The organism is Sphingobacterium sp. G1-14 (assembly GCF_002196555.1).
GTDB lineage: Bacteria > Bacteroidota > Bacteroidia > Sphingobacteriales > Sphingobacteriaceae > Sphingobacterium > Sphingobacterium siyangense.
Window position 1 is genome coordinate 5,369,800 of sequence record NZ_CP021381.1, and the last position, 20,167, is coordinate 5,389,966.

Below are 20,167 nucleotides of genomic sequence, written 5' to 3' on the forward strand. Positions count from 1 at the left end.
AGCCATCTTCAATTCTGATTTTGAATAAAAATTGCTATCTTTGTATCCCGTACATAGAGCAACTATTATTGGTCATTTTGACCACATAAAATTGAAAATCCTTTAATTGTTATGACTAAATATATTTTTGTTACGGGCGGCGTTACTTCGTCGTTGGGGAAAGGTATTATTGCTGCCTCCCTTGCTAAACTTCTCCAAGCGCGTGGCTATAAAGTTACCATTCAAAAATTCGACCCTTACATTAACATCGATCCAGGAACATTAAATCCATATGAACATGGAGAATGTTATGTTACAGAAGATGGCGCTGAAACAGACCTTGACTTAGGTCATTACGAGCGCTTCCTGAATGTCCCTACCTCACAAGCAAATAACGTCACGACAGGCCGCATCTATCAACACGTTATCCAACAAGAACGTGAAGGTGCATATTTAGGAAAAACCGTTCAAGTGATTCCCCATATCACCGATGAGATAAAACGCAGAATGCAACTGTTGGGTGAGTCCGGCAAATATGACATTATCATCACTGAATTGGGCGGAACTGTAGGCGATATTGAGTCCTTACCGTTTGTGGAGGCCGTAAGACAGCTTCGCTGGGAATTAGGAGCCAATAATTCGCTGGTTATCCATTTGACTTTAGTCCCTTATTTGGCTGCTGCTGGTGAGCTTAAAACAAAACCTACCCAGCATTCCGTAAAAACATTATTGGAATATGGTGTACAACCTGATATTCTAGTATGTCGTACTGAACATAAATTATCGCAAGAAATCCGTAAAAAATTAGCGCAATTCTGTAATGTCAACATCAACGCCGTCGTAGAATCTATCGATGCGTCGACGATTTATGATGTCCCATTATTGATGTTGAAGGAGAATCTTGATAAAACAGCATTAACAAAGCTAAAACTTTCCAACAAAAATGAGCCTGATCTAGAAAACTGGAAAAACTTTTTAGGTAAGCTCAAAAACCCGACAAGTGAAGTTAATATTGCTTTGGTCGGAAAATATGTTGAGCTTCCAGATGCTTACAAGTCCATTATCGAAGGATTTATTCATGCGGGCGCAACAAACGAATGTAAAGTAAAAGTGAGCTATATTGCTGCTGAAAGTGTTACAAAAGAAAATGTTGCTGAAAAGCTGAAAGGTATGGATGGAGTTTTGGTTGCTCCGGGTTTCGGTGAACGCGGCTTGGATGGTAAGCTAAATGCTATTCAGTATGTTCGTGAAAATAATATTCCGTTCTTTGGTATCTGCTTAGGTATGCAATGTTCGGTTATCGAATTCGGAAGAAACGTATTGGGATTAAAAGATGCCAACAGTTTTGAAATGGATGCCAACACCAGCAATCCGGTCATCAATTTGATGGAAGAGCAAAAAAATATTACCAATATGGGCGGTACAATGCGTTTAGGTGCTTACGACTGTGAAATTAAAAAAGGAACTAAGGCCTTTGCCATCTATGGTAAAACAAAAATTTCTGAAAGACACCGTCACCGTTATGAGTTTAACAATGACTATTTAAAACAATATGAAGCAGCTGGAATGATTGCTTCAGGATTCAATCCGGAGACTGGATTAGTTGAAATTGTCGAATTGAAAAACCATCCATTTTTCGTTGCCGGACAATTTCATCCAGAATTAAAGTCAACTGTTGCAAATCCTCACCCACTTTTTGTTAGCTTTGTAGCCGCTGCTTTGGCCAACAAAAAATCAAAGTAGTAATAGAAGGATACAATTAATTAAGTTTAATTATTAAAAATGGATAGAAATACCCTAATTGGTTTGGTCCTGATGTTTGCTATCATCACTGGTTCATTTTACCTGATGAAGCCTTCAGAATCGGAAATCAAACAAGAACAAGCGAGACAAGAGGCTAAAGCGCGCACAGAAAAAGGACTGCCTGCCGAAAGTGACTCTACCGCTAAAACCAAAGCAGCACAAACAGCAGTGATTGCTGATTCGGCGGAATTGAAAAAGCCTTTTGGTGCGACAAAATTTGGAACGGAGAAAGTCATTACGATTGAAAACGAGAAAATCATTGCCAAAATCAGTACAAAAGGTGGTAAGGTTAAATCTGTAGAACTAAAAGGCGAAAAGAATTTCAATGGAAAACCTTTGATGCTTTTTGATGGTGAAGACAATAAGTTTGGTTTTCAATTTAACGCAGCTGGTCAAAACGTATCAACAAATGATTTATACTTCAATACAGAATCTTCGGATATCCAAGTTTCTGGTGAAGGTAAACAATCTGTAAAATTCCGACTAAATTACAGTGCCGAACAGTATATTGAATATGTGTACTCGATTGCTGGTAAAGGCTATAATGTTGGACTGGATATTAACACAAAAGGGATACAGAATTTAATTCCGCAGAGTCAAAAAACGTTGACCCTTAACTGGAACACCGCGTTGAGACAAAAAGAGCAAAACATAGAATCTGAAAGACAGAAATCTACACTTTATTATAAAGAAGATAATAAAGTAGATCATCTTTCAGAATCAAAAGATGCGGATGAAGCATTGGAGAAAAAAGTACAATGGATTGCATTCAAGCAGCATTACTTCTCTAGTATCCTCAGCACTAAAGATGGCTTTGTCAATGCAAAAGTGGATGTAAAACATGCTTCAGAAACCGACATCGTCAAATTCTATAATACAAACGCAGAATTGGCATTTGATAATCATAAGGACAATAACTATTCCTTAAACTTCTTCTTTGGACCAAATCAATACAATGTATTGAAGGCCGAGGGTAATGACTACCAATCGATCATCAATATGGGTTGGGGCCCTATGCGTTGGATCAACCAATGGATTACAGTACCTGTATTTAACTTCCTGGATGGTTTCCATATGAGCTACGGTATCGTTATCCTTTTATTGACATTGATGTTGAAGCTGATTCTTTCACCAATGACCTACAAGTCTTATGTCTCTATGGCAAAAATGCGTGTATTAAAACCGCAGCTGGATGAGATCAAAGCAAAAGTGGGTGAAGATAATCAAATGTTGATGCAGCAGGAGCAAATGAAATTGTACAAACAGGTTGGTGTAAATCCACTTGGTGGATGTCTTCCGCTTGTCCTACAAATGCCATTTACAATTGCGTTCTTCTACTTCTTTCCAAATTTATTTGAATTGAGAGGACAAAGCTTCTTGTTTATGAAGGATATGTCAACCTATGATACACTGTTTACATTTGCACCTATTTTTGGATCATTCAACCACATCTCTTTGATGTGTATCTTGATGACATTGACAACATTGTTGACGACTTGGTATAACAACGCTACATCTGGTGCTACAGGACAAATGAAATACATGGGCTATATCATGCCTTTGATTTTCTTCTTTGTTTTGAATAGCTTCCCAGCAGGTTTGAACTACTACTATTTCTTAAGTGCATTATTTACGTTCTTGACTCAGTTGGTTATTCGCACCATGGTGAATGATGAGAAAATCTTAGCTAAATTGGAGGAAAATAAAAAGAATCCAAAAGCAGATAAAAAATCGAGCTTCCAAACGAAAATGGAAGAGATGATGCGTGCACAACAACAAGCACAACAAAATAAAAACAAATCGTAAGATTTATCATACTGATAAAGAAGGCTTCCAAATTGGAAGCCTTCTTTGTTTGTGAACTTTTGTAGCATTTCGTCAAACCAAACGTTAAAAAGGGTGTTAATAGGTTAAAATTTAGAATATGAACTTTAAAAACATCGCCATATTGGCCATCTTAATCGTTAGTCTTGGAAGTTGCTCTGTGATCAAGAAGAACGCGAATGAGCAGAACACAGACAGTAGCATGTCGTCAGTAATTGGAAAAAAATGGCAATTGATTGAAATCAATGGACAGCCTGTAGCGGATCAGATCAACGGCAAAATGCCTTACCTCCAGCTGGACGAAAAAAGTTACAGTGCAAGTGGCGGATGTAATGGCATCGGTGGAGAATTGACATTATCAAAAAATGGAAAGATTAAATTTGCTCAGGGCATGTCTACGATGATGGCCTGTCCGGATATGTCTATTGAACAAGCTTTATCCAAAAACCTGACTGCTGCAGATAATTATACGGTTAAGGATGGCATTCTTAGCCTGAACAAAGCTAAGATGGCTCCCCTGGCAAAATTTAAGTTAATTCAGAACAATAAACAAGAACTTAGTGGAACTTGGGAACTTGATTATATATCCGGCCCACGGATCGCTTTCGATGGTCTATATCCCAATCGTAAACCAACAATGACATTTGATGCTGCCAGTGGTAAAGTAAACGGAAATAGTAGCTGCAATAACTACAATACGACTTTTAAAACCAATGGAAATACCATTAATTTTGGCCCGATTATGTCAACGAAAATGGCCTGCGAAGGTAATGGTGAAGCAACTTTCTTTTCGACATTGGAAAAGGTAAACACCTATAGTGTAAGCGAGAATACCTTGACATTTATCATGGGAGATATTGCTATTATGCGATTTAAACGGAAATAGAAAATTGCTTTTTTGCTCCAACTGAAGTAAAAAGGGCATTGTTTAAAAAACAACGCCCTTTTTATGTATTAAGCGATATTTGGCAACAGGAAGTCAAAAACCAGCCGGATCTCGCCTAAACAAAGGCACTAAATCCAGTTATACTTCTACCAACTATGAGTGAATTGATTTCTTTTGTCCCCTCATAGGAATAAATTGCTTCGGCATCGGCCAAAAACCGTGCGACATTATACTCCAACAGAATACCGTTTCCACCCATGACCTCTCGAGCCTTGGAAACAATATCTCTCGTACGTAAAGAACAGAAGACTTTAGCCAGCGAGGCATGTTCATCTTTTAGTTCACCTTTATCCTGTAATTCAGATAATCTGAAGACAAGCGTTTGCATAGCTGTTAAATTGGACAACATTTCAACCAGGTGATTTTGAATAAGTTGAAAAGAAGCGATTGGTTTACCAAATTGCTTCCTTTTACGCGTGTAATCCAAGGCATTTTCATAAGCACCCCGCGCACATCCTACGGCCATCCAAGCGACACCTGCTCGCGTCATCTGAAGAACCTTTCCTGTATCTTTAAAGGAATTCGCATTTTGCAGGCGATCACTTTCTGGAACGATACAATTCGCTAAAGTAATAAGGCCATTCTGCACAATGCGCAAAGCCATCTTATCTTTAATTTTTTCAACTGAAAAACCTGGATTATCCTTTCGTACAATAAACCCCTTAACTTCGCCATCATCAAGATCCCTTGCCCATACGATTGTGATATCGGAAAAGGTGGAATTCCCGATCCATTTTTTTTGACCATTTAAGACCCAACCTTCAGCTGTCTTCCTACAGGTCGTTGTCAATCCGCCTGCTGCTCCCGACCCTACTTCGGGCTCTGTTAAACCAAAAGCACCAATCACTTGCATCTGCTGCATTTTGGGCAGCCACTCTTGTTTTTGCTCTTCGGATCCGCAAATATAAATTGATCCCATGGCTAAACCACTCTGTACGCCAAAGAAAGTCGCTACAGAAGCATCTACCCGTGCTATCTCCGCCGCTATGATCCCTTCCATTAATGAACTTCCCCCCATACAACCATACCCATCGTAGGTATAGCCACAAATATTTAAAGCTGCTAGTTTCGGTACTATTTCAAAAGGGAACTCATCTCTTAACCAATATTTATTGACGATTGGCTTAACTTCGGTCTCCATAAACTCCCTTACCTTCAATTGCAATGCACGATCTGAATCGTTTAATTTGCTATCCATAGCATAGAAATCACCATTAATAGGCGGTAATTCCTTTTTTTCTTTTCCTGCACTTAGCATTTTCATTAAACCATGAAGCTGCTTATCATCCATTTTTGATACGGCATCCATGACTGCTCCCAAATCCACTTTCTTCGATATTTCTTCCAATTTGCCAAAGTCTATTGATTTTGCCAAATCCATTATATTCTTTACTTTATCAAACATAACTGCAATTTCTTTTTAAGTGTTTACTTCTTAAAATAAGAAAAATAATCCAAAATTGTTTGGAAATGACATGATACAAATTGACAAGATGGAATTATCCGGTAAACAAACGAATGGACAATATCTTACCTTATATCGCCCAATCCCCTATCAATAAAATAGTGGAATCAGGAATGTTTTGAATAAAACATAGAATTATAAATAAATGAAAAACAATGTGTTAAAAATATTTTTAAAAAAACATCATTTTTTGGGTTACCTTTTTTGGTTACGTGTATTAAGAGATGAAAAAGAAAATTATTTCAATTTAAATTAGAAAATTAGAAAATGAAAAACGCATTAAAATTCGGTTTCTTAGGTTTAGCTTTAACTGTAGCTTTCGCATCTTGTAACAATTCAGAGAAAAAAGCTGAAGGTGCTGCAGATTCAGCTTCTGCTTTAGTTGATTCAGCTGCTAACACATTAGATTCAGCTGCTACTAAAGTTGATTCAGCTGCTGCTAAAGTTGATTCAGCTGCTGCTAAAGTTGATTCAGCTGCTACTAAATAATTCAGGACTGAATAAAGCTTTTGGAAGGCCTTTTTTACGAAAGGCCTTTCTTTTTTTATAAAAAATAAATACAGGGGTTACCTTTTTGGTTTAATGGTATTAACTCCTAAATAACAAGATTTAAAAATATTTTAATTTTAATAAAATGAAAAACGCATTCAAATTCGGTTTCTTAGGTTTAGCTTTAACATTGGCTTTCGCATCATGTGGTGAAACAGCTAAAAAAACTGACGCTGCTACTGATTCAGCTAACGTTGCTTTAGATTCAGCTAACACGCAATTGGATTCAGCAAAAACTGCTGTAGATTCAGCTGCTGCTAAAGTTGATTCAACTAAAGCTGCTCACTAATTCTCTGAAAAAGAATTTACACCGTATAAAAAGCTTCCTTCAACAAGGAGGCTTTTTTTATATCTACACCAATTAAATTGCTAAGCTCCAAGCATTTTTTTACCTTTGCCAAAAATCATTCAATCTATGGCTTTATCATCTTTAACAGCAGTTACGCCTATTGACGGACGCTATTACAATAATACTAATGAACTTTCAGCATTTTTTTCCGAATTTGCTTTAATAAAATATCGTGTACGCGTAGAGGTCGAATATTTTATTGCATTAAGTGAATCCGGTATTGCTCAATTACAACAGTTTGACAAAACACTCAATGAAAAATTGCGGGATATCTACAGGAATTTTTCTGAAGAAGATGCCATTTGGATCAAAAACACAGAAAAAGTTACGAACCATGATGTTAAAGCAGTTGAATATTTTCTAAAAGATCAATTTGAAAAATTAGGATTACAGGACTACCTTGAATTCATCCATTTTGGTTTGACTTCACAAGATATCAATAACACAGCGATTCCACTTTCCTGGAAAGAAGCCATTAAAGAAAGTTATACACCGGCAATAGAAGAGTTGCTTCATGAGTTAAAATCATTAGCAACGTCATGGTCAGACATCCCGATGTTGGCACGTACCCATGGACAACCGGCATCTCCAACTCGTTTGGGTAAAGAGTTTTATGTTTTTATCGAACGCATAGAACGTCAATTGCAACTATTACATCAAGTACCGTATTCCGCTAAATTTGGTGGCGCAACTGGTAATTTTAATGCGCATCACGTTGCATATCCAGCGACAAATTGGATCAATTTTGGGAATAATTTTGTAAACAATATCTTGGGGTTAGACCGTTCACAAACGACCACACAGATTGAGCATTACGATAACTTTGCAGCGAGCTGTGATGCCTTAAAACGGATAAACAATATTGTCATCGATTTATGCCGTGACATTTGGACATATATTTCGATGGAATATTTTAAACAAAAAATCACTGCTGGTCAAATCGGTTCTTCGGCTATGCCACATAAAGTCAACCCGATTGACTTTGAAAATGCAGAAGGAAATTTAGGTATTGCAAATGCCATTTTTGAGCACCTTGCGGCTAAGTTACCAGTTTCCCGCCTTCAACGAGATTTAACAGATTCTACGGTATTACGTAATATTGGTGTTCCGTTTGCACATACCCTAATTGCTATTAAATCGACTTTGAGAGGGTTACGCAAATTGATTTTAAACGAACAGGCGTTGGCCAATGATCTTGAAAATAATTGGGCTGTTGTTGCGGAGGCACTACAAACTATATTGAGAAGGGAAGGCTATCCAAAGCCGTATGAAGCTTTAAAAGACCTAACACGTACCAACACACATGTTACAAAAGAAACGATAGCAACATTTGTTGATAATCTAAATGTATCAGCGGAAGTTAAAGAGGAACTGAAAGCGATCAGTCCTTCTAACTACACAGGTGTCACTTTATAAGCTTTTACTTATAGATGACCTTAACAAAGCTTCATTTGACCTATATTTGCTTCGAATAAAAATAGATACTACATGGCTACGATTAACGTATATACAGAGTCTACACCCAACCCTTCTACAATGAAGTTCTTGGTCAATAAATTGTTGATCAACGGTAGTGTGGATTTTCCAAATAAAGAAGCAGCACAAGATTCACCGTTTGCACTTGAATTATTCAAATTTAACTTTGTAAATGGGGTATTTTTTGCAAGTAACTTCGTGACCATTACCAAAACTGAAGATGCGGAATGGGAAGACATTGAAGCCTTGCTAAAAGACTTTGTAAAAGGTGCTGTAGAGTCTGAACTTGCTGTAAAAACGGTACACCACGATACAGAGGTTAATTTTGAAGGTACTGAAACTGAAGTGAAGATACAACAAGTATTACATGATTATGTAAGACCTGCTGTTGAACAAGATGGTGGAGCAATCCATTATAAATCCTTCAACGAAGGTATTGTGACAGTTGAACTAAAAGGTTCTTGCAGTGGTTGTCCATCTTCGACAATCACATTAAAAGCAGGAATTGAGGGATTGTTGAAACGCATGGTTCCAGAAGTGACTGAAGTTGTCGCTGAGGCCATGTAATCACAGCTATTCGATACAATAAAAAAAGGATTCAGTAATTAATTTTGCTGAATCCTTTTTTTATTCACTAGTCTTAAGAAGAAATAATCGCTATCCACCATCTGCTTGGTATAGCATTTTTTAACCTAATTGACTACTTCAAATGAATCTTTAAGCGGAAGATTAACAGAAGAATTACCGATAAATAGTTCAAATTTGCCGGGTTCAACTGTCCAGTTATTGTGCTGATCCAAAAGTTCCAGGTGGGCAGGTAAGATCGTAAACTGTAAGGTCTTCTTTTCCCCTGGATTAAGTTCAACTTTTTCGAATCCACGCAAATCCATCTCATATGTCGTTACCGAAGACAGCACGTCTTTGATATAAAGCTGAACAACTTCGGCGCCTTTCCTCTTCCCTATGTTTTCAATATCAACCGTAACTGTAAGGGAATCCGTTGGTCTGATCTGTTTCTTAGCGAGTTGTAAATTTGAAAAACTAAAATCTGTGTAGCTTAATCCATATCCAAAAGGGTATAAGAATCCAACAACCCGACTATTGCCCCACCCATTGGGTCCGACCCCAGGTTGCCCCGCCTGTGCAGCGGGCTTGGTCGGAAAATTCATTTCAACCTGTCCGACGGACTTCGGAAATGAAATGGGCAATTTTCCACTAGGGCTATACCCTCCAAACAGCATTTCGGCAAGAACATTTCCCGACTGATTGCTAAGAAACCAACTCTCCACAATTGCAGGTAGATATTTGTTTTCCCAATTGACAGTAAGTGGACGACCATTGACAAGTACCAGCACAATAGGTTTACCTGTTTCCTTCAATTTCATTAAATAGTCGCGTTGCTTGCCTGGCAAATTTAGATCTGATCGCGATCGACTTTCACCGACTTCCCGTTCCGACTCGCCCATTACCGCTATGATTAGGTCAGATTCTTTACCGAGACGAACACCTTCGGCCATCTTTTCCAGCTCCTCGCCGGACAAGTCTGTTGGAATAATCTCACTCTCAGGCCAGTTTTTATCCACGACATCTACCCCTTTTGCATAATCAACCCGAAGTGCCTTTGTTTTTCCATAGTTTATAATCCCATCTTTGATGGTGGTGATCGGATTATTGGAAGGTCCATAGCGACTTGTCGTATAATTTGTTGCTTCTGCCATTGGTCCCGTAACCAAAATTCGTTTGTATTTATTCACGTCTATTGGGAGAAGATTCTGTTCATTTTTCAACAGAACAATAGACTCCTTATTCATTTGAAGTGATACTTCTTCATCTGCGGGGGTATGCACCTTTTTATCGGCTATCGCTATATCTTCTCTCAATGGATGATCAAATAAACCCAGTTTAAACTTCACGGTCAGGACTTCGCGAACCCGCTGATCCAATATTTTGATATCCAGCCCTCCTTCTTCTATTAGTTCCATTAGTGGCGTTAGATATGTACTCGGTGGATCAAAATTTGTCCGCACATTCAAACCCGCCTCTAATGCCTGTTTAATAGCATCTTTATAGTTTGCAGCAACATGGTGTTTGTTGTAAATAAACTCTAGAGCCTCACTGTCGGACACCACATACCCTTCAAAACCATACTCTTTTCGGAGTAAGTCCTGTAAAAAATAGCTGCTGGCAGATACAGGCACGCCATCATAATCATTATAACTACTCATGACTCCCAAGGGTTTGGCTTCCTTTATGACCCTTTTAAATGGATAGAGGTGAAGCGAATGCATCTCACGAAAGCCAACATGAGGATCCGTACGTGCATTGCCATCTCTTCCCCCTTTGGGCACAGAATAGACCGCATAATGTTTCAATGTGGATGCGACTCCATTTTGTTGAATCCCTAAAACAACTTGTTTCCCCATTTCAGCAATATGAAACGGATCTTCGCCATAGGTTTCAACCACTCTTCCCCAGCGCGGATCTCTAGAAACATCAAGAATAGGCGTATAGACATTGGTATAGCCCAGATATTTGGCTTCCCTACCAATTATATCGCCAGCTTTACGTACCAGTGAAGTATTCCATGTACTTCCAATATTGATTGGTGCCGGCAGGGAAGTAGCGCGATCATGGTTGAGTCCATGAATCCCCTCATTGGTAAAATCAACGGGAATACCAAGTCGTGTGTTTTCCACAAACCATTTTTGAACATTATTTAAGGCTTGAGCATGGCGGCTGAAGGGATACGAAAATGAACTTTTTGCCGACTTATTATAAGCCAAGCTATTCAACATTTCGTCGATATTGGCCAAGCCGTGTTTCCAAATCTCTTTGTCCCAAGCGGCAGTGGGCTGCTCATCTTTCAAAACCCGCCCATAACCGTAGAGTGTAACCGTCTGATTGGCCTTTTCTTGAACAGTCATTTGACGCAACAGATCCTCCACGCGACTGGCTATTTTCTGTTTGGGGTCTTCATAAATATCCTTTTTCCCATTTTTGTTAAAATCGATCCAATCCTTATGGTAAATGTTGATGTGCTGGGCAGAAGAATGCAAATAAAGGGCTGAGAGCGCTGAAATAATAAGGCTGCTTTTGAGTTGATTAGGCATTATGCTGAAAATTGTTGGTTTTATAAAGTGAAGCAAGGTACAAAAAAAATAAAAATCCGCAGATCAAACACATCGTCGATCTGGGATAAGTCAATATAAATTCATTTTTTAACAAGCATCTAGCTTAAAAATAGTTAACTTTACGACCAATTGTGAAACCAACAAAAAAAATGAGTGCAGATATTAACAAACTAGAACAAATTGCATCACAGGTAAGACGTGATATCGTACGTATGGTACACGCTTGTCAATCAGGACACCCAGGTGGTTCGTTAGGTTGTACAGATTACTTTGTGGCGCTTTATTTCAATGCAATGAAACGCAATCCTTCCTTTGACATGGATGGAAAAGGAGAAGATTTATTCTTCCTGTCAAATGGACACATCTCTCCTGTATTTTACAGTACATTGGCGCATGCGGGATATTTTGAAGTGAGCGAATTAGCAACGTTCAGAAAAATCAATTCCAGACTTCAAGGTCATCCAACAACACACGAAGGCCTTCCGGGTATTCGTATTGCTTCGGGATCATTGGGCCAAGGATTATCTGTTGCAATTGGAGCCGCACAGGCAAAAAAATTGAATAAAGACAATAATCTAGTTTATGTATTAATGGGTGATGGCGAATTGCAGGAGGGCCAAGTTTGGGAAGCTGCAATGTACGCACCACACAACAAAATCGACAATTTAATTGCTACTGTTGACTATAACAAAGCACAAATTGACGGATCTACAGATCAAGTATTATCTCTTGGTGATCTTCGTGCAAAATGGGAAGCATTTGGCTGGGATGTGATGGAAATTGCTAAAGGCAATGACATGAATGCTGTTGTTGCAGGTTTAGCAGAAGCTAAATCACGCACAGGAAAAGGTAAACCGGTTATTATTCTGATGCATACTGAAATGGGTAGCGGTGTTGATTTTATGATGGGTTCTCATAAATGGCATGGTGTTGCTCCAAATGACGAACAATTGGCGTCGGCGTTGAATCAGCTTACAGAAACTTTAGGAGATTACTAGAATGAAAAAATATACTTATACAGAGTCAAAAGATACACGCTCAGGATTTGGTGCGGGCTTACTAGAAGCAGGAAAGCAAGATGAGAATGTAGTTGCATTATGTGCTGATTTAATCGGTTCGTTAAAAATGAACGATTTTATCAAAGAATTTCCTGAGCGCTTTTTCCAAATCGGTATTGCGGAAGCAAACATGATGGGTATTGCTGCCGGACTTACGATCGGTGGTAAAATCCCATTCACAGGTACATTTGCAAATTTTTCGACAGGCCGTGTTTATGATCAGATTCGCCAATCGATTGCATACTCGGACAAAAATGTAAAGATTGCCGCGTCACATGCTGGTCTAACCTTAGGTGAAGATGGTGCAACTCACCAAATCTTAGAAGATATCGGTTTGATGAAAATGTTGCCTGGAATGACAGTGATCAATCCTTGTGATTTCAATCAAACAAAAGCCGCTACGATTGCTGCAGCCAAATATGATGGACCGGTTTATTTGCGTTTTGGCCGTCCTGTAGTTCCTAACTTCACTCCTGCTGATCAGGAATTTGTGATTGGTAAGGCGGTATTATTAAATGAAGGAACGGATGTTACGATCATTGCTACAGGTCATCTGGTATGGGAAGCTATCCAAGCTGGTGAGCAATTAGCTGAGTTGGGCATCAACGCTGAGATTATCAATATCCATACAATCAAACCTTTGGATGAAGAAGCTATTTTAAAATCTGTTGCTAAAACCAAATGTGTCGTAACGGCGGAAGAGCATAATCGTCTTGGCGGTTTAGGTGATAGCGTTGCTCAGGTATTAACAAGAGAGTTGCCTACTCCACAAGAATACGTTGCTGTAAATGATAGTTTTGGAGAATCAGGTACTCCTGCTCAATTGATGGAAAAATACGGTCTGAATGCAGCGGCTATTGTTGCAGCGGCTCAAAAAGTAATCAAAAGAAAATAACAAAACTACGCAAGTCAATATATGGATGACGCTTTAATTATAGCAAAATTCGCCGAAGAGAGTACGCGAGAAGAAGCTTTCCGTTTATTGTTGAAGAAATATCAACAGAAGATTTATTGGCATGTGCGAAGAATGGTCATCGATCATGACGATGCGGACGATGTTGTACAAGATATTTTTGTGAAAGTATGGAAGAACCTTGGGAACTTCCGGGAAGACTCACAGTTATACACGTGGCTTTATCGTATTGCAACAAATGAATGTATTACCTTCTTAAATAAGAAAAAGCAAAAGCAGAACGTGTCGTTGGATGACGACACGACTGCTTATCTGGCAGAAACGCTTGCTGATGGCAATTATTTCAATGGTGATAGAGCTCAAATGAAGTTACAACAGGCTTTGTTGACCTTGCCAGAGAAGCAAAAATTGGTCTTCAATATGAAATATTTTGAAGACATGAAATATGAAGAGATTTCAGAAGTCCTCGGAACAAGTGTTGGAGCGCTTAAAGCCTCTTATCATTTGGCCGTCAAAAAAATAGAGGCATTTTTTAACAACAACGATTAAACCTTTTAGCGAAATTAGGTTCTAACAAATACTATGAAGGAAAATGGCACATATCATGATGGGCTGGAGCCTACAAATCTTCCAGCATCGTTGCGTGAAAATCCATTTGGCTTACCTGAAAATTATTTCAGTGATTTAGAATCAAAAATAATTACGCAAGTCAAATTGATTGAATGCAAGGAAGAATCCATCTTTGAGGTTCCAGAAGGATATTTTGATAGCCTATCTGAGGCCATTATGTGTAAAGTAGCAGAAGACAATTTAAAAAATCAAGTTGCTACTGACGGCTTTGAAATTCCTGAAAATTATGCTTCCGAACTATCTTCAACTATCCTCAACCGAATTTTAGAAGACAAATTAAAAGAAACGATTGCATCTGATGGCTTTACAATGCCTTCTGCTTATAATCAAACGCTTGAAGATTCCATCTTCGCCCGTTTAGCTGAACAGGAATTGAAGAAAACAGTTCCTACAGATGGTTTCTCTGTTCCGGTCGGCTATGAAGAAACAGTTGAATCGACTATTTTTGCTCGTATCGCTGAAGAAAAACTCAAAGAAACGGTTGTGACTGCAGGCTTTGATGTACCACAACATTATTTTGAGACTCTTTCCGAAAGTATTATTAATGCTGTGCAGGAGCCTGAAAAAGATCATACACCTATCCATCAAATAGGAAGACCGAAAAAATGGTATGCACGCTATGCTGTTGCAGCATCTTTTGCCGCCATGTTGAGCATAGGAGGATATTGGGGGTATCAGTATCAACAACAAAATGCAGCTCCCGTAGAAACAGTTGCAGAAGAGCAGTTGAGCCAACATTTGTCAGAAATTCCTAAGCAGGAAATTATTAATTACCTTGCGGCTTCAGCTTCTGGTGATGATATGATCTATATGTCCCAGTATACCGATGAAGCGAATCTCCCTACCAAGGGATTTGGGAGTAATATATCTAAACAAGAAATAGAAGATTATCTAAACTATACCTTATAATGATGTTCGATAAAAAATACATATGGATAACATTGTTCTTTAGTATATTTTCTATTGCCTTGGGCTTTGCACAAGACAAAAATCGATTTCAAGCTATAGAAAATGAAAAAATAGCTTACATTACTAAAGAACTAGATTTAACGCCAAGAGAGGCTCAGCAATTCTTTCCGCTCTATAATGAGTATAGCCAAACACTTTGGGATATCAGAAAAGAAAAATTGAATGGTGCTCCCAAAAATAGTTTTAGAGGTGGTTCCAGAGATGTCTTACAGTATGATGTTAAAGAAGTGGAGATCAAAAAAGAATACCGGGTCAAATTTGCCAAAGTTATTGGCAATGCGCGGGCATCGCAATTTTTTGAAGTAGAACAGGAATTCAGAGAACATCTATACAAATCCCTGCAGAATAGAAGAAAATAATCTCGAAAATAAAAAAGAAGTCTTGAAGACTTCTTTTTTATTTTCGGACATTTGTAAGATCATGTTAAGCAACAGAGAATTATTTTTAATGAATACTGCTCAAACATCTAGCTCACCTAGATTGGTTGAAGTAGTTAAGGCTGAAGGTGTCTACCTTTATGGCCCCAATGGAGAAGAATATATGGATTTGGTCTCCGGCTTCAATGTCAGCAATATAGGCCATCGTCATCCGAAGGTTTTAGAGGCTATAAAATCACAATTGGAGCAGTACTTACATGTCACCGTTTATGGTGAATTTGTGCAGGCGCCACAGGTGCAATTTGCTACAGAATTACTAGCAGAACTTCCCGCTAATTTTCAATCAGTCTACCTCACCAACAGTGGAACGGAAGCCGTAGAGGGATCTATGAAAATAGCAAAGAAATATACTGGTCGCAGGCAGATTATCGCTGCAAAAAAAGCGTACCACGGCAGCACACAAGGCGCGCTCAGTCTGATCGGAAACGATGAGTATCGCAAAGCGTATGCCCCCCTCCTTCCCGAAATAGATTTTATCGGGTTTAATGACATGGAAGATCTCACAAAGATTACGGAACAAACTGCTGCTGTCATCCTCGAAGCTATTCAGGGAGAAGCTGGTGTCCGAGTCCCGGATATCGCTTACATGCAAGCTGTTAGAAAACGCTGTAATGAAACAGGTACTTTACTGATCTTTGATGAAATTCAAACAGGTTTCGGTCGAACAGGCCGTCTTTTCGCCTTCGAACATTTTGCTATTGTTCCAGATATCCTGATGCTTGCCAAAGGCATCGGAGGCGGTATGCCCTTGGGTGCATTTGTTGCAGCCAAAGAAGTGATGGACGTTATTAAGGATAATCCCATGCTTGGGCACATCACAACTTTCGGGGGGCATCCTGTGAGTTGTGCCGCAGCGCGGGCTTCACTAGCTGTTATCAAGGAAGAAAAATTAGTCGAACAGGTTGAGCGAAAATCGCTTTTATTTAAAGAAAAACTCAGGCATCCTGCAATTAAAGAAATTCGAGGACTAGGCCTTATGATGTGTCTGCAACTGGCTTCTTTTGATCAAGTTTACAATGTGAGTAAGTATTGTGCTGAAAAAGGGGTTATGATCGATTGGTATCTGCATTGTGAAACGGCACTCCGTGTCGCCCCACCATTGACTATTACAAATCTAGAAATTGAAAAAGCTTGTAACATCATTATAAAAGGTTTGGAAAAGTATGCCTAAAGTATGTAACTTTAAACATAACAAAAACCTAATAATGAACACAAACCGCAGATCATTTATCAAAAAAAGCATTATTGGCACCGGTCTATTGACTGGCGCCGATTTACTGAGAAACGATGTATTCGCACACGAATCAACAGTCGGTTCCTCAAAAATCACTTTAAATAACGACGACATCATTTTATTTCAGGGCGATTCCATTACGGATGTGGGCCGAGATAGAAATAACAAAAATGCCAATGACACCGCAGCGCTGGGGCATGGTTATGCTTTATTGGCTGCCAGCCAACTCTTAAATAAATATCCAGCAAAGAGACTAAAGGTATATAATACAGGTATTAGCGGAAATCGTGTACCCGATCTTCAAAAGCGCTGGCAGGAGGATACTCTGGCAATTAACCCTACTGTATTGAGTATTTTGATTGGTGTGAACGATTTCTGGCGGACAATCGATCGAGGAGCACAGACTACGGTTGAAGAGTATAAATCCCAGTACAAACAGCTATTGCAGGAGACATTACAAAAGCTTCCAAATGTCAAATTGATTATTGGAGAGCCTTTTGCAGTAAAGGGTGTAGGTCACATTACTGAAGCTTGGTATCCAAAATTTTTGGCTTATCAAGAATCCGCTCGTGAGATCGCCAAAGAATTTGGAGCAATTCTTATCCCCTATCAAAAAATATTCGACAATGCTCAAAAGAACGCCCCTGGTGCCTATTGGGCTGCGGACGGCGTACATCCCACGCTTGCTGGGGCACAAATGATGGCCTCAGCCTGGATGGACTGCCTCAAGTAATAAAAGAAAAGAGCGGATACTTTATTGAAATCCGCTCTTTCTTTTTTAACATATGCCTATATGTTAAATCTAAATTTCTTTATAAGGTGTTTTTTGTAGATTGGGAAGAAAATAAGCCACAATACCGATCAATGGCAGATAGGAACATAAGTGATAAATAAACTCGATGGAAGTATGATCTGCCTGCCAGCCAAGTACAGCGGATCCAATCCCCCCCATTCCAAATGCAAAGCCGTAAAATAAACCTGAAACCATACCCAACTTTTTAGGCAATAGTTCTTGTGCATAAACAATAATTGCTGGAAAAGCTGATGATAAAATCAACCCAATAATCACGATTAATATCCCCGTCATCGTAAGTCCAACATAGGGTAATGCCAATGCAAATGGCGCAACGCCCAAGACGGAGAACCAGATGACATATTTGCGACCAAATCGATCGCCGAATGCTCCTCCAAGTAGGGTTCCCACCGCAACGGCTATCAGAAAATAAAATAGATAGACTTGTGCTTCCACTTCATTGATTCCGAATTTCTTGATTGTATAAAACTGGAAGTAGTTTGTGATACTTGCTATATAGAAGTATTTTGAAACAATCAGTAATAGGAGTATAATAACCGTCACGACGATTCTGCTATTGGGTAGATCAGGTACGCGTATTGTTCTCTTCGTTGATTTAGCGGAGCTTTGAAGCCTCTTTTTATACCAACTACCGATATAATAAGATATAAATTGGCCGAGAATGGTAAATAAGCACATCCAAGCGATCGCCTGTTGCCCTCTCGGTAAAACCAAAAAAGCGACAATGATTGGAGCCATTGCGGTCCCTGCATTGCCTCCGATCTGAAAAATAGATTGTGCCATACTTCTTCTTCCTCCCGACGCCATATAAGCTACACGAGAAGATTCAGGGTGAAAGATTGAAGATCCAATCCCGACCAGAAAAACAGAAAATAAGATCCATTCATAACTATGTGCTTTCGAAAACAAAAACATACCGAGAAGTGAAAAAGACATCCCTATAATCTGGGAGTACGGTACAGGATGTTTATCCGTAAATGAGCCTACAACAGGCTGGAATATTGAAGCTGCTATCTGATAAACCATTGTAATCATCCCAACCTGAGAAAAGCTTAGATGATGCTCTTCTTTGAGCAAGGGATAGGTTGCCGGTATCACTCCCTGAATCATATCGTTCAGAAGATGCACCATACTCACGGCAAACAAAATAGAAAAAATAGGTCTACCCGCCTTCTCTTGTATCATGACGTCTTTCAAAAATTAAAAAGGTTGATTTTAACAAACCAACCTAAACTACCTTCATATAATAATTACAATACGCGTACCAACAATCCTTTCAGATATTCACCTTCGGGGAACGAGGCCCGGACAGGATGGTCTTCAGGTTGATGAAATTGTCTGATAAACTGAATTTCCTTACCGGCATCCAGTGCAGCCCAAGCGAGCACTTGTTTGAACGTATCCATATCCATCGCACCTGAACAAGAAAATGTCGCTAATAAACCACCGCTATTTAACAACATCAATCCGCGGCGATTCAGGTCTTTATACGCCCTTGATGCTCTTTCCAATGCAGATCGAGAGGGTGCATATTTCGGTGGATCCAGGACAATCAGATCAAATTTTTCCCCTTCATCAATGAATTTACGCAATTGCTTGTTTACATCAGACAATATTGCTTTATGTCGACTAGGTTCAAAACCATTTTCAACAATATTCTTTTCCAGGGTTTCAATAGCCAGTGCAGAACTATCTACAGATATGACTTCTGCAGCGCCACTTTTCAAACTATTTAACGTAAAACCACCGGAATAGCAGAAACAATCTAGGACTCGTTTATTCAAAACGTAGTTGGCCGTTAGCTGGCGATTTTCACGTTGGTCGCAATAAAATCCCGATTTTTGCCCATCAATAATGTTAACCTTATAATGAATGCCATTTTCGATAACGTCGACAAATTCAGATGGAAGTTCTCCAAACAAAAGTCCATTGGTATCGGGTAATCCTTCATGTTCGCGGGATTTCAGATCACTGCGCTCATAAATTCCTTTGGGTTGCAGCAAAGCATTCAATTCATCTATAATAATGGATTTGACTTTTTCCACCCCAACTGAATGAATCTGAATGGATATAAAATCTGCGTATTTATCTGCAATAAGTCCAGGAAGAAAATCTGCTTCAGCAAAGATTAAACGAACTGTATTGGTAACGCCTTCTTGCAACAGATGCTGTCTTGCTGCAACAGCCTTCTGAACTCGGGCACGCCACCAATCTGCATCAATCTGTGCTTGAGGGTTCCACTCCAATAAACGAATGGCTACACGCGAGCTATTGTGAAATAGACCATAGGCAATAAATTCACGTTCAGCATTGTAAACGCCAACAACTTCGCCATCTTCAATTTTATCGGACAATGATTTAATTGCTCCAGAAAATACCCAAGGATGCAATTGCCAGGCAGCTTTATCCTTACCCTTATTCAAATAAACTGATTTCATTGTTGCAAAATTAACTTATTAATTCGACATCCTGATGAAACTTTCCGGATAAAACAATCTAACATCCTCAATACATTATATATTTCCCAAAAATCCTTTTAATCCAAAAAACTCAACTATTTCTGAATAAAAATAAAAGGGCTCCTAAGGAG

At 39.0% G+C, this 20,167-nt stretch carries 18 protein-coding genes; 14 read left to right on the plus strand and 4 right to left on the minus strand.

Translation table 11 applies throughout. From position 1 onward, the window contains the following. Nucleotides 1-111 precede the first annotated feature (111 nt). The 3 genes from CBM24_RS23185 (at nucleotide 112) to CBM24_RS23195 (ending at nucleotide 4,492) form a co-directional block, all read left to right on the plus strand. On the plus strand, nucleotides 112-1,722 hold the full coding sequence (locus CBM24_RS23185) for a CTP synthase (RefSeq protein ID WP_088162903.1): 1,611 nt from the start codon (nucleotides 112-114) through the stop codon (nucleotides 1,720-1,722). Between the two features lie 39 nt (nucleotides 1,723-1,761). Continuing rightward, entirely contained in the window at nucleotides 1,762-3,588 is a 1,827-nt protein-coding gene (gene yidC, locus CBM24_RS23190) for a membrane protein insertase YidC (RefSeq protein WP_088162904.1), read from the plus strand. Nucleotides 3,589-3,706: 118 nt separating this feature from the next. Further along, nucleotides 3,707-4,492 (plus strand): META domain-containing protein, encoded by a 786-nt coding sequence (locus tag CBM24_RS23195; protein WP_088162905.1) that lies wholly within the window; start codon nucleotides 3,707-3,709, stop codon nucleotides 4,490-4,492. Nucleotides 4,493-4,607: 115 nt separating this feature from the next. On the opposite strand, the gene CBM24_RS23200 is transcribed toward CBM24_RS23195, so the two are convergent. After that, a complete protein-coding gene (locus CBM24_RS23200; protein WP_198385988.1) occupies nucleotides 4,608-5,957 on the minus strand; it encodes an acyl-CoA dehydrogenase family protein in 1,350 nt (449 codons plus the stop codon). Nucleotides 5,958-6,284: 327 nt separating this feature from the next. On the opposite strand from CBM24_RS23200, the gene CBM24_RS23205 reads away from it, so the two are divergent. The 4 genes from CBM24_RS23205 to CBM24_RS23220 all read left to right on the plus strand — a co-directional run bounded on the left by CBM24_RS23205 (nucleotide 6,285) and on the right by CBM24_RS23220 (nucleotide 8,958). Beyond that, complete coding sequence (locus CBM24_RS23205; protein WP_075994129.1) at nucleotides 6,285-6,506, plus strand: hypothetical protein; 222 nt, start codon at nucleotides 6,285-6,287, stop codon at nucleotides 6,504-6,506. 145 nt (nucleotides 6,507-6,651) lie between these two features. After that, nucleotides 6,652-6,855 carry a hypothetical protein gene (locus CBM24_RS23210; RefSeq protein ID WP_088162907.1) on the plus strand — a complete coding sequence of 68 codons (204 nt, stop codon included), beginning with the start codon at nucleotides 6,652-6,654 and terminating at the stop codon, nucleotides 6,853-6,855. A 126-nt stretch (nucleotides 6,856-6,981) separates the two neighbouring features. Next, nucleotides 6,982-8,331: an adenylosuccinate lyase gene (purB, locus tag CBM24_RS23215; protein ID WP_088162908.1), complete on the plus strand. Its 1,350-nt coding sequence runs from the start codon at nucleotides 6,982-6,984 to the stop codon at nucleotides 8,329-8,331. A gap of 72 nt (nucleotides 8,332-8,403) precedes the next feature. Next, nucleotides 8,404-8,958 (plus strand): NifU family protein, encoded by a 555-nt coding sequence (locus tag CBM24_RS23220; RefSeq protein WP_088162909.1) that lies wholly within the window; start codon nucleotides 8,404-8,406, stop codon nucleotides 8,956-8,958. Between the two features lie 125 nt (nucleotides 8,959-9,083). Here CBM24_RS23220 and CBM24_RS23225 read toward each other — a convergent pair whose 3' ends face one another. Beyond that, nucleotides 9,084-11,501, minus strand: a complete 2,418-nt coding sequence (locus CBM24_RS23225; RefSeq protein WP_088162910.1) for a glycoside hydrolase family 3 N-terminal domain-containing protein — start codon at nucleotides 11,499-11,501, stop codon at nucleotides 9,084-9,086. A 170-nt stretch (nucleotides 11,502-11,671) separates the two neighbouring features. Here CBM24_RS23225 and CBM24_RS23230 point away from each other — a divergent pair, with 170 nt between their 5' ends. The 7 genes from CBM24_RS23230 (at nucleotide 11,672) to CBM24_RS23260 (ending at nucleotide 17,496) form a co-directional block, all read left to right on the plus strand. Then, nucleotides 11,672-12,520, plus strand: a complete 849-nt coding sequence (locus CBM24_RS23230; RefSeq protein WP_075994134.1) for a transketolase — start codon at nucleotides 11,672-11,674, stop codon at nucleotides 12,518-12,520. A gap of 1 nt (nucleotide 12,521) precedes the next feature. Then, entirely contained in the window at nucleotides 12,522-13,475 is a 954-nt protein-coding gene (locus tag CBM24_RS23235) for a transketolase family protein (RefSeq protein ID WP_075994135.1), read from the plus strand. 21 nt (nucleotides 13,476-13,496) lie between these two features. Then, nucleotides 13,497-14,042, plus strand: a complete 546-nt coding sequence (locus tag CBM24_RS23240) for an RNA polymerase sigma factor (RefSeq protein WP_075994136.1) — start codon at nucleotides 13,497-13,499, stop codon at nucleotides 14,040-14,042. A 33-nt stretch (nucleotides 14,043-14,075) separates the two neighbouring features. Further along, the gene (locus CBM24_RS23245; protein WP_088162911.1) at nucleotides 14,076-15,032 is read left to right on the plus strand and encodes a hypothetical protein; all 957 of its coding nucleotides are present in this window, start codon (nucleotides 14,076-14,078) and stop codon (nucleotides 15,030-15,032) included. Next, nucleotides 15,032-15,451 carry a hypothetical protein gene (locus CBM24_RS23250; protein ID WP_232475616.1) on the plus strand — a complete coding sequence of 140 codons (420 nt, stop codon included), beginning with the start codon at nucleotides 15,032-15,034 and terminating at the stop codon, nucleotides 15,449-15,451. Before CBM24_RS23245 ends, CBM24_RS23250 begins: the two co-directional genes overlap by 1 nt. 61 nt (nucleotides 15,452-15,512) lie before the next feature. Then, the gene (locus CBM24_RS23255) at nucleotides 15,513-16,700 is read left to right on the plus strand and encodes an aspartate aminotransferase family protein (protein ID WP_088162912.1); all 1,188 of its coding nucleotides are present in this window, start codon (nucleotides 15,513-15,515) and stop codon (nucleotides 16,698-16,700) included. A 34-nt stretch (nucleotides 16,701-16,734) separates the two neighbouring features. After that, nucleotides 16,735-17,496 (plus strand): SGNH/GDSL hydrolase family protein, encoded by a 762-nt coding sequence (locus CBM24_RS23260; RefSeq protein ID WP_088162913.1) that lies wholly within the window; start codon nucleotides 16,735-16,737, stop codon nucleotides 17,494-17,496. Between the two features lie 69 nt (nucleotides 17,497-17,565). Here the strand turns inward: CBM24_RS23260 and CBM24_RS23265 are convergent, their stop codons facing one another. Next, complete coding sequence (locus CBM24_RS23265) at nucleotides 17,566-18,762, minus strand: MFS transporter (RefSeq protein WP_088162914.1); 1,197 nt, start codon at nucleotides 18,760-18,762, stop codon at nucleotides 17,566-17,568. A gap of 65 nt (nucleotides 18,763-18,827) precedes the next feature. Beyond that, a complete protein-coding gene (locus tag CBM24_RS23270) occupies nucleotides 18,828-20,015 on the minus strand; it encodes a class I SAM-dependent rRNA methyltransferase (protein ID WP_075994142.1) in 1,188 nt (395 codons plus the stop codon). Nucleotides 20,016-20,167: the final 152 nt, after the last annotated feature.

What these genes read in the sequence shown, in the direction of transcription:
- CBM24_RS23185 (WP_088162903.1), top strand. Translation starts at nt 112, where the DNA reads ATGACTAAATATATTTTTGTTACGGGCGGCGTTACTTCGTCGTTGGGG.
- yidC (WP_088162904.1), top strand. Translation starts at nt 1,762, where the DNA reads ATGGATAGAAATACCCTAATTGGTTTGGTCCTGATGTTTGCTATCATC.
- CBM24_RS23195 (WP_088162905.1), top strand. Translation starts at nt 3,707, where the DNA reads ATGAACTTTAAAAACATCGCCATATTGGCCATCTTAATCGTTAGTCTT.
- CBM24_RS23200 (WP_198385988.1), bottom strand. Translation starts at nt 5,957, where the DNA reads ATGTTTGATAAAGTAAAGAATATAATGGATTTGGCAAAATCAATAGAC.
- CBM24_RS23205 (WP_075994129.1), top strand. Translation starts at nt 6,285, where the DNA reads ATGAAAAACGCATTAAAATTCGGTTTCTTAGGTTTAGCTTTAACTGTA.
- CBM24_RS23210 (WP_088162907.1), top strand. Translation starts at nt 6,652, where the DNA reads ATGAAAAACGCATTCAAATTCGGTTTCTTAGGTTTAGCTTTAACATTG.
- purB (WP_088162908.1), top strand. Translation starts at nt 6,982, where the DNA reads ATGGCTTTATCATCTTTAACAGCAGTTACGCCTATTGACGGACGCTAT.
- CBM24_RS23220 (WP_088162909.1), top strand. Translation starts at nt 8,404, where the DNA reads ATGGCTACGATTAACGTATATACAGAGTCTACACCCAACCCTTCTACA.
- CBM24_RS23225 (WP_088162910.1), bottom strand. Translation starts at nt 11,501, where the DNA reads ATGCCTAATCAACTCAAAAGCAGCCTTATTATTTCAGCGCTCTCAGCC.
- CBM24_RS23230 (WP_075994134.1), top strand. Translation starts at nt 11,672, where the DNA reads ATGAGTGCAGATATTAACAAACTAGAACAAATTGCATCACAGGTAAGA.
- CBM24_RS23235 (WP_075994135.1), top strand. Translation starts at nt 12,522, where the DNA reads ATGAAAAAATATACTTATACAGAGTCAAAAGATACACGCTCAGGATTT.
- CBM24_RS23240 (WP_075994136.1), top strand. Translation starts at nt 13,497, where the DNA reads ATGGATGACGCTTTAATTATAGCAAAATTCGCCGAAGAGAGTACGCGA.
- CBM24_RS23245 (WP_088162911.1), top strand. Translation starts at nt 14,076, where the DNA reads ATGAAGGAAAATGGCACATATCATGATGGGCTGGAGCCTACAAATCTT.
- CBM24_RS23250 (WP_232475616.1), top strand. Translation starts at nt 15,032, where the DNA reads ATGATGTTCGATAAAAAATACATATGGATAACATTGTTCTTTAGTATA.
- CBM24_RS23255 (WP_088162912.1), top strand. Translation starts at nt 15,513, where the DNA reads ATGTTAAGCAACAGAGAATTATTTTTAATGAATACTGCTCAAACATCT.
- CBM24_RS23260 (WP_088162913.1), top strand. Translation starts at nt 16,735, where the DNA reads ATGAACACAAACCGCAGATCATTTATCAAAAAAAGCATTATTGGCACC.
- CBM24_RS23265 (WP_088162914.1), bottom strand. Translation starts at nt 18,762, where the DNA reads ATGATACAAGAGAAGGCGGGTAGACCTATTTTTTCTATTTTGTTTGCC.
- CBM24_RS23270 (WP_075994142.1), bottom strand. Translation starts at nt 20,015, where the DNA reads ATGAAATCAGTTTATTTGAATAAGGGTAAGGATAAAGCTGCCTGGCAA.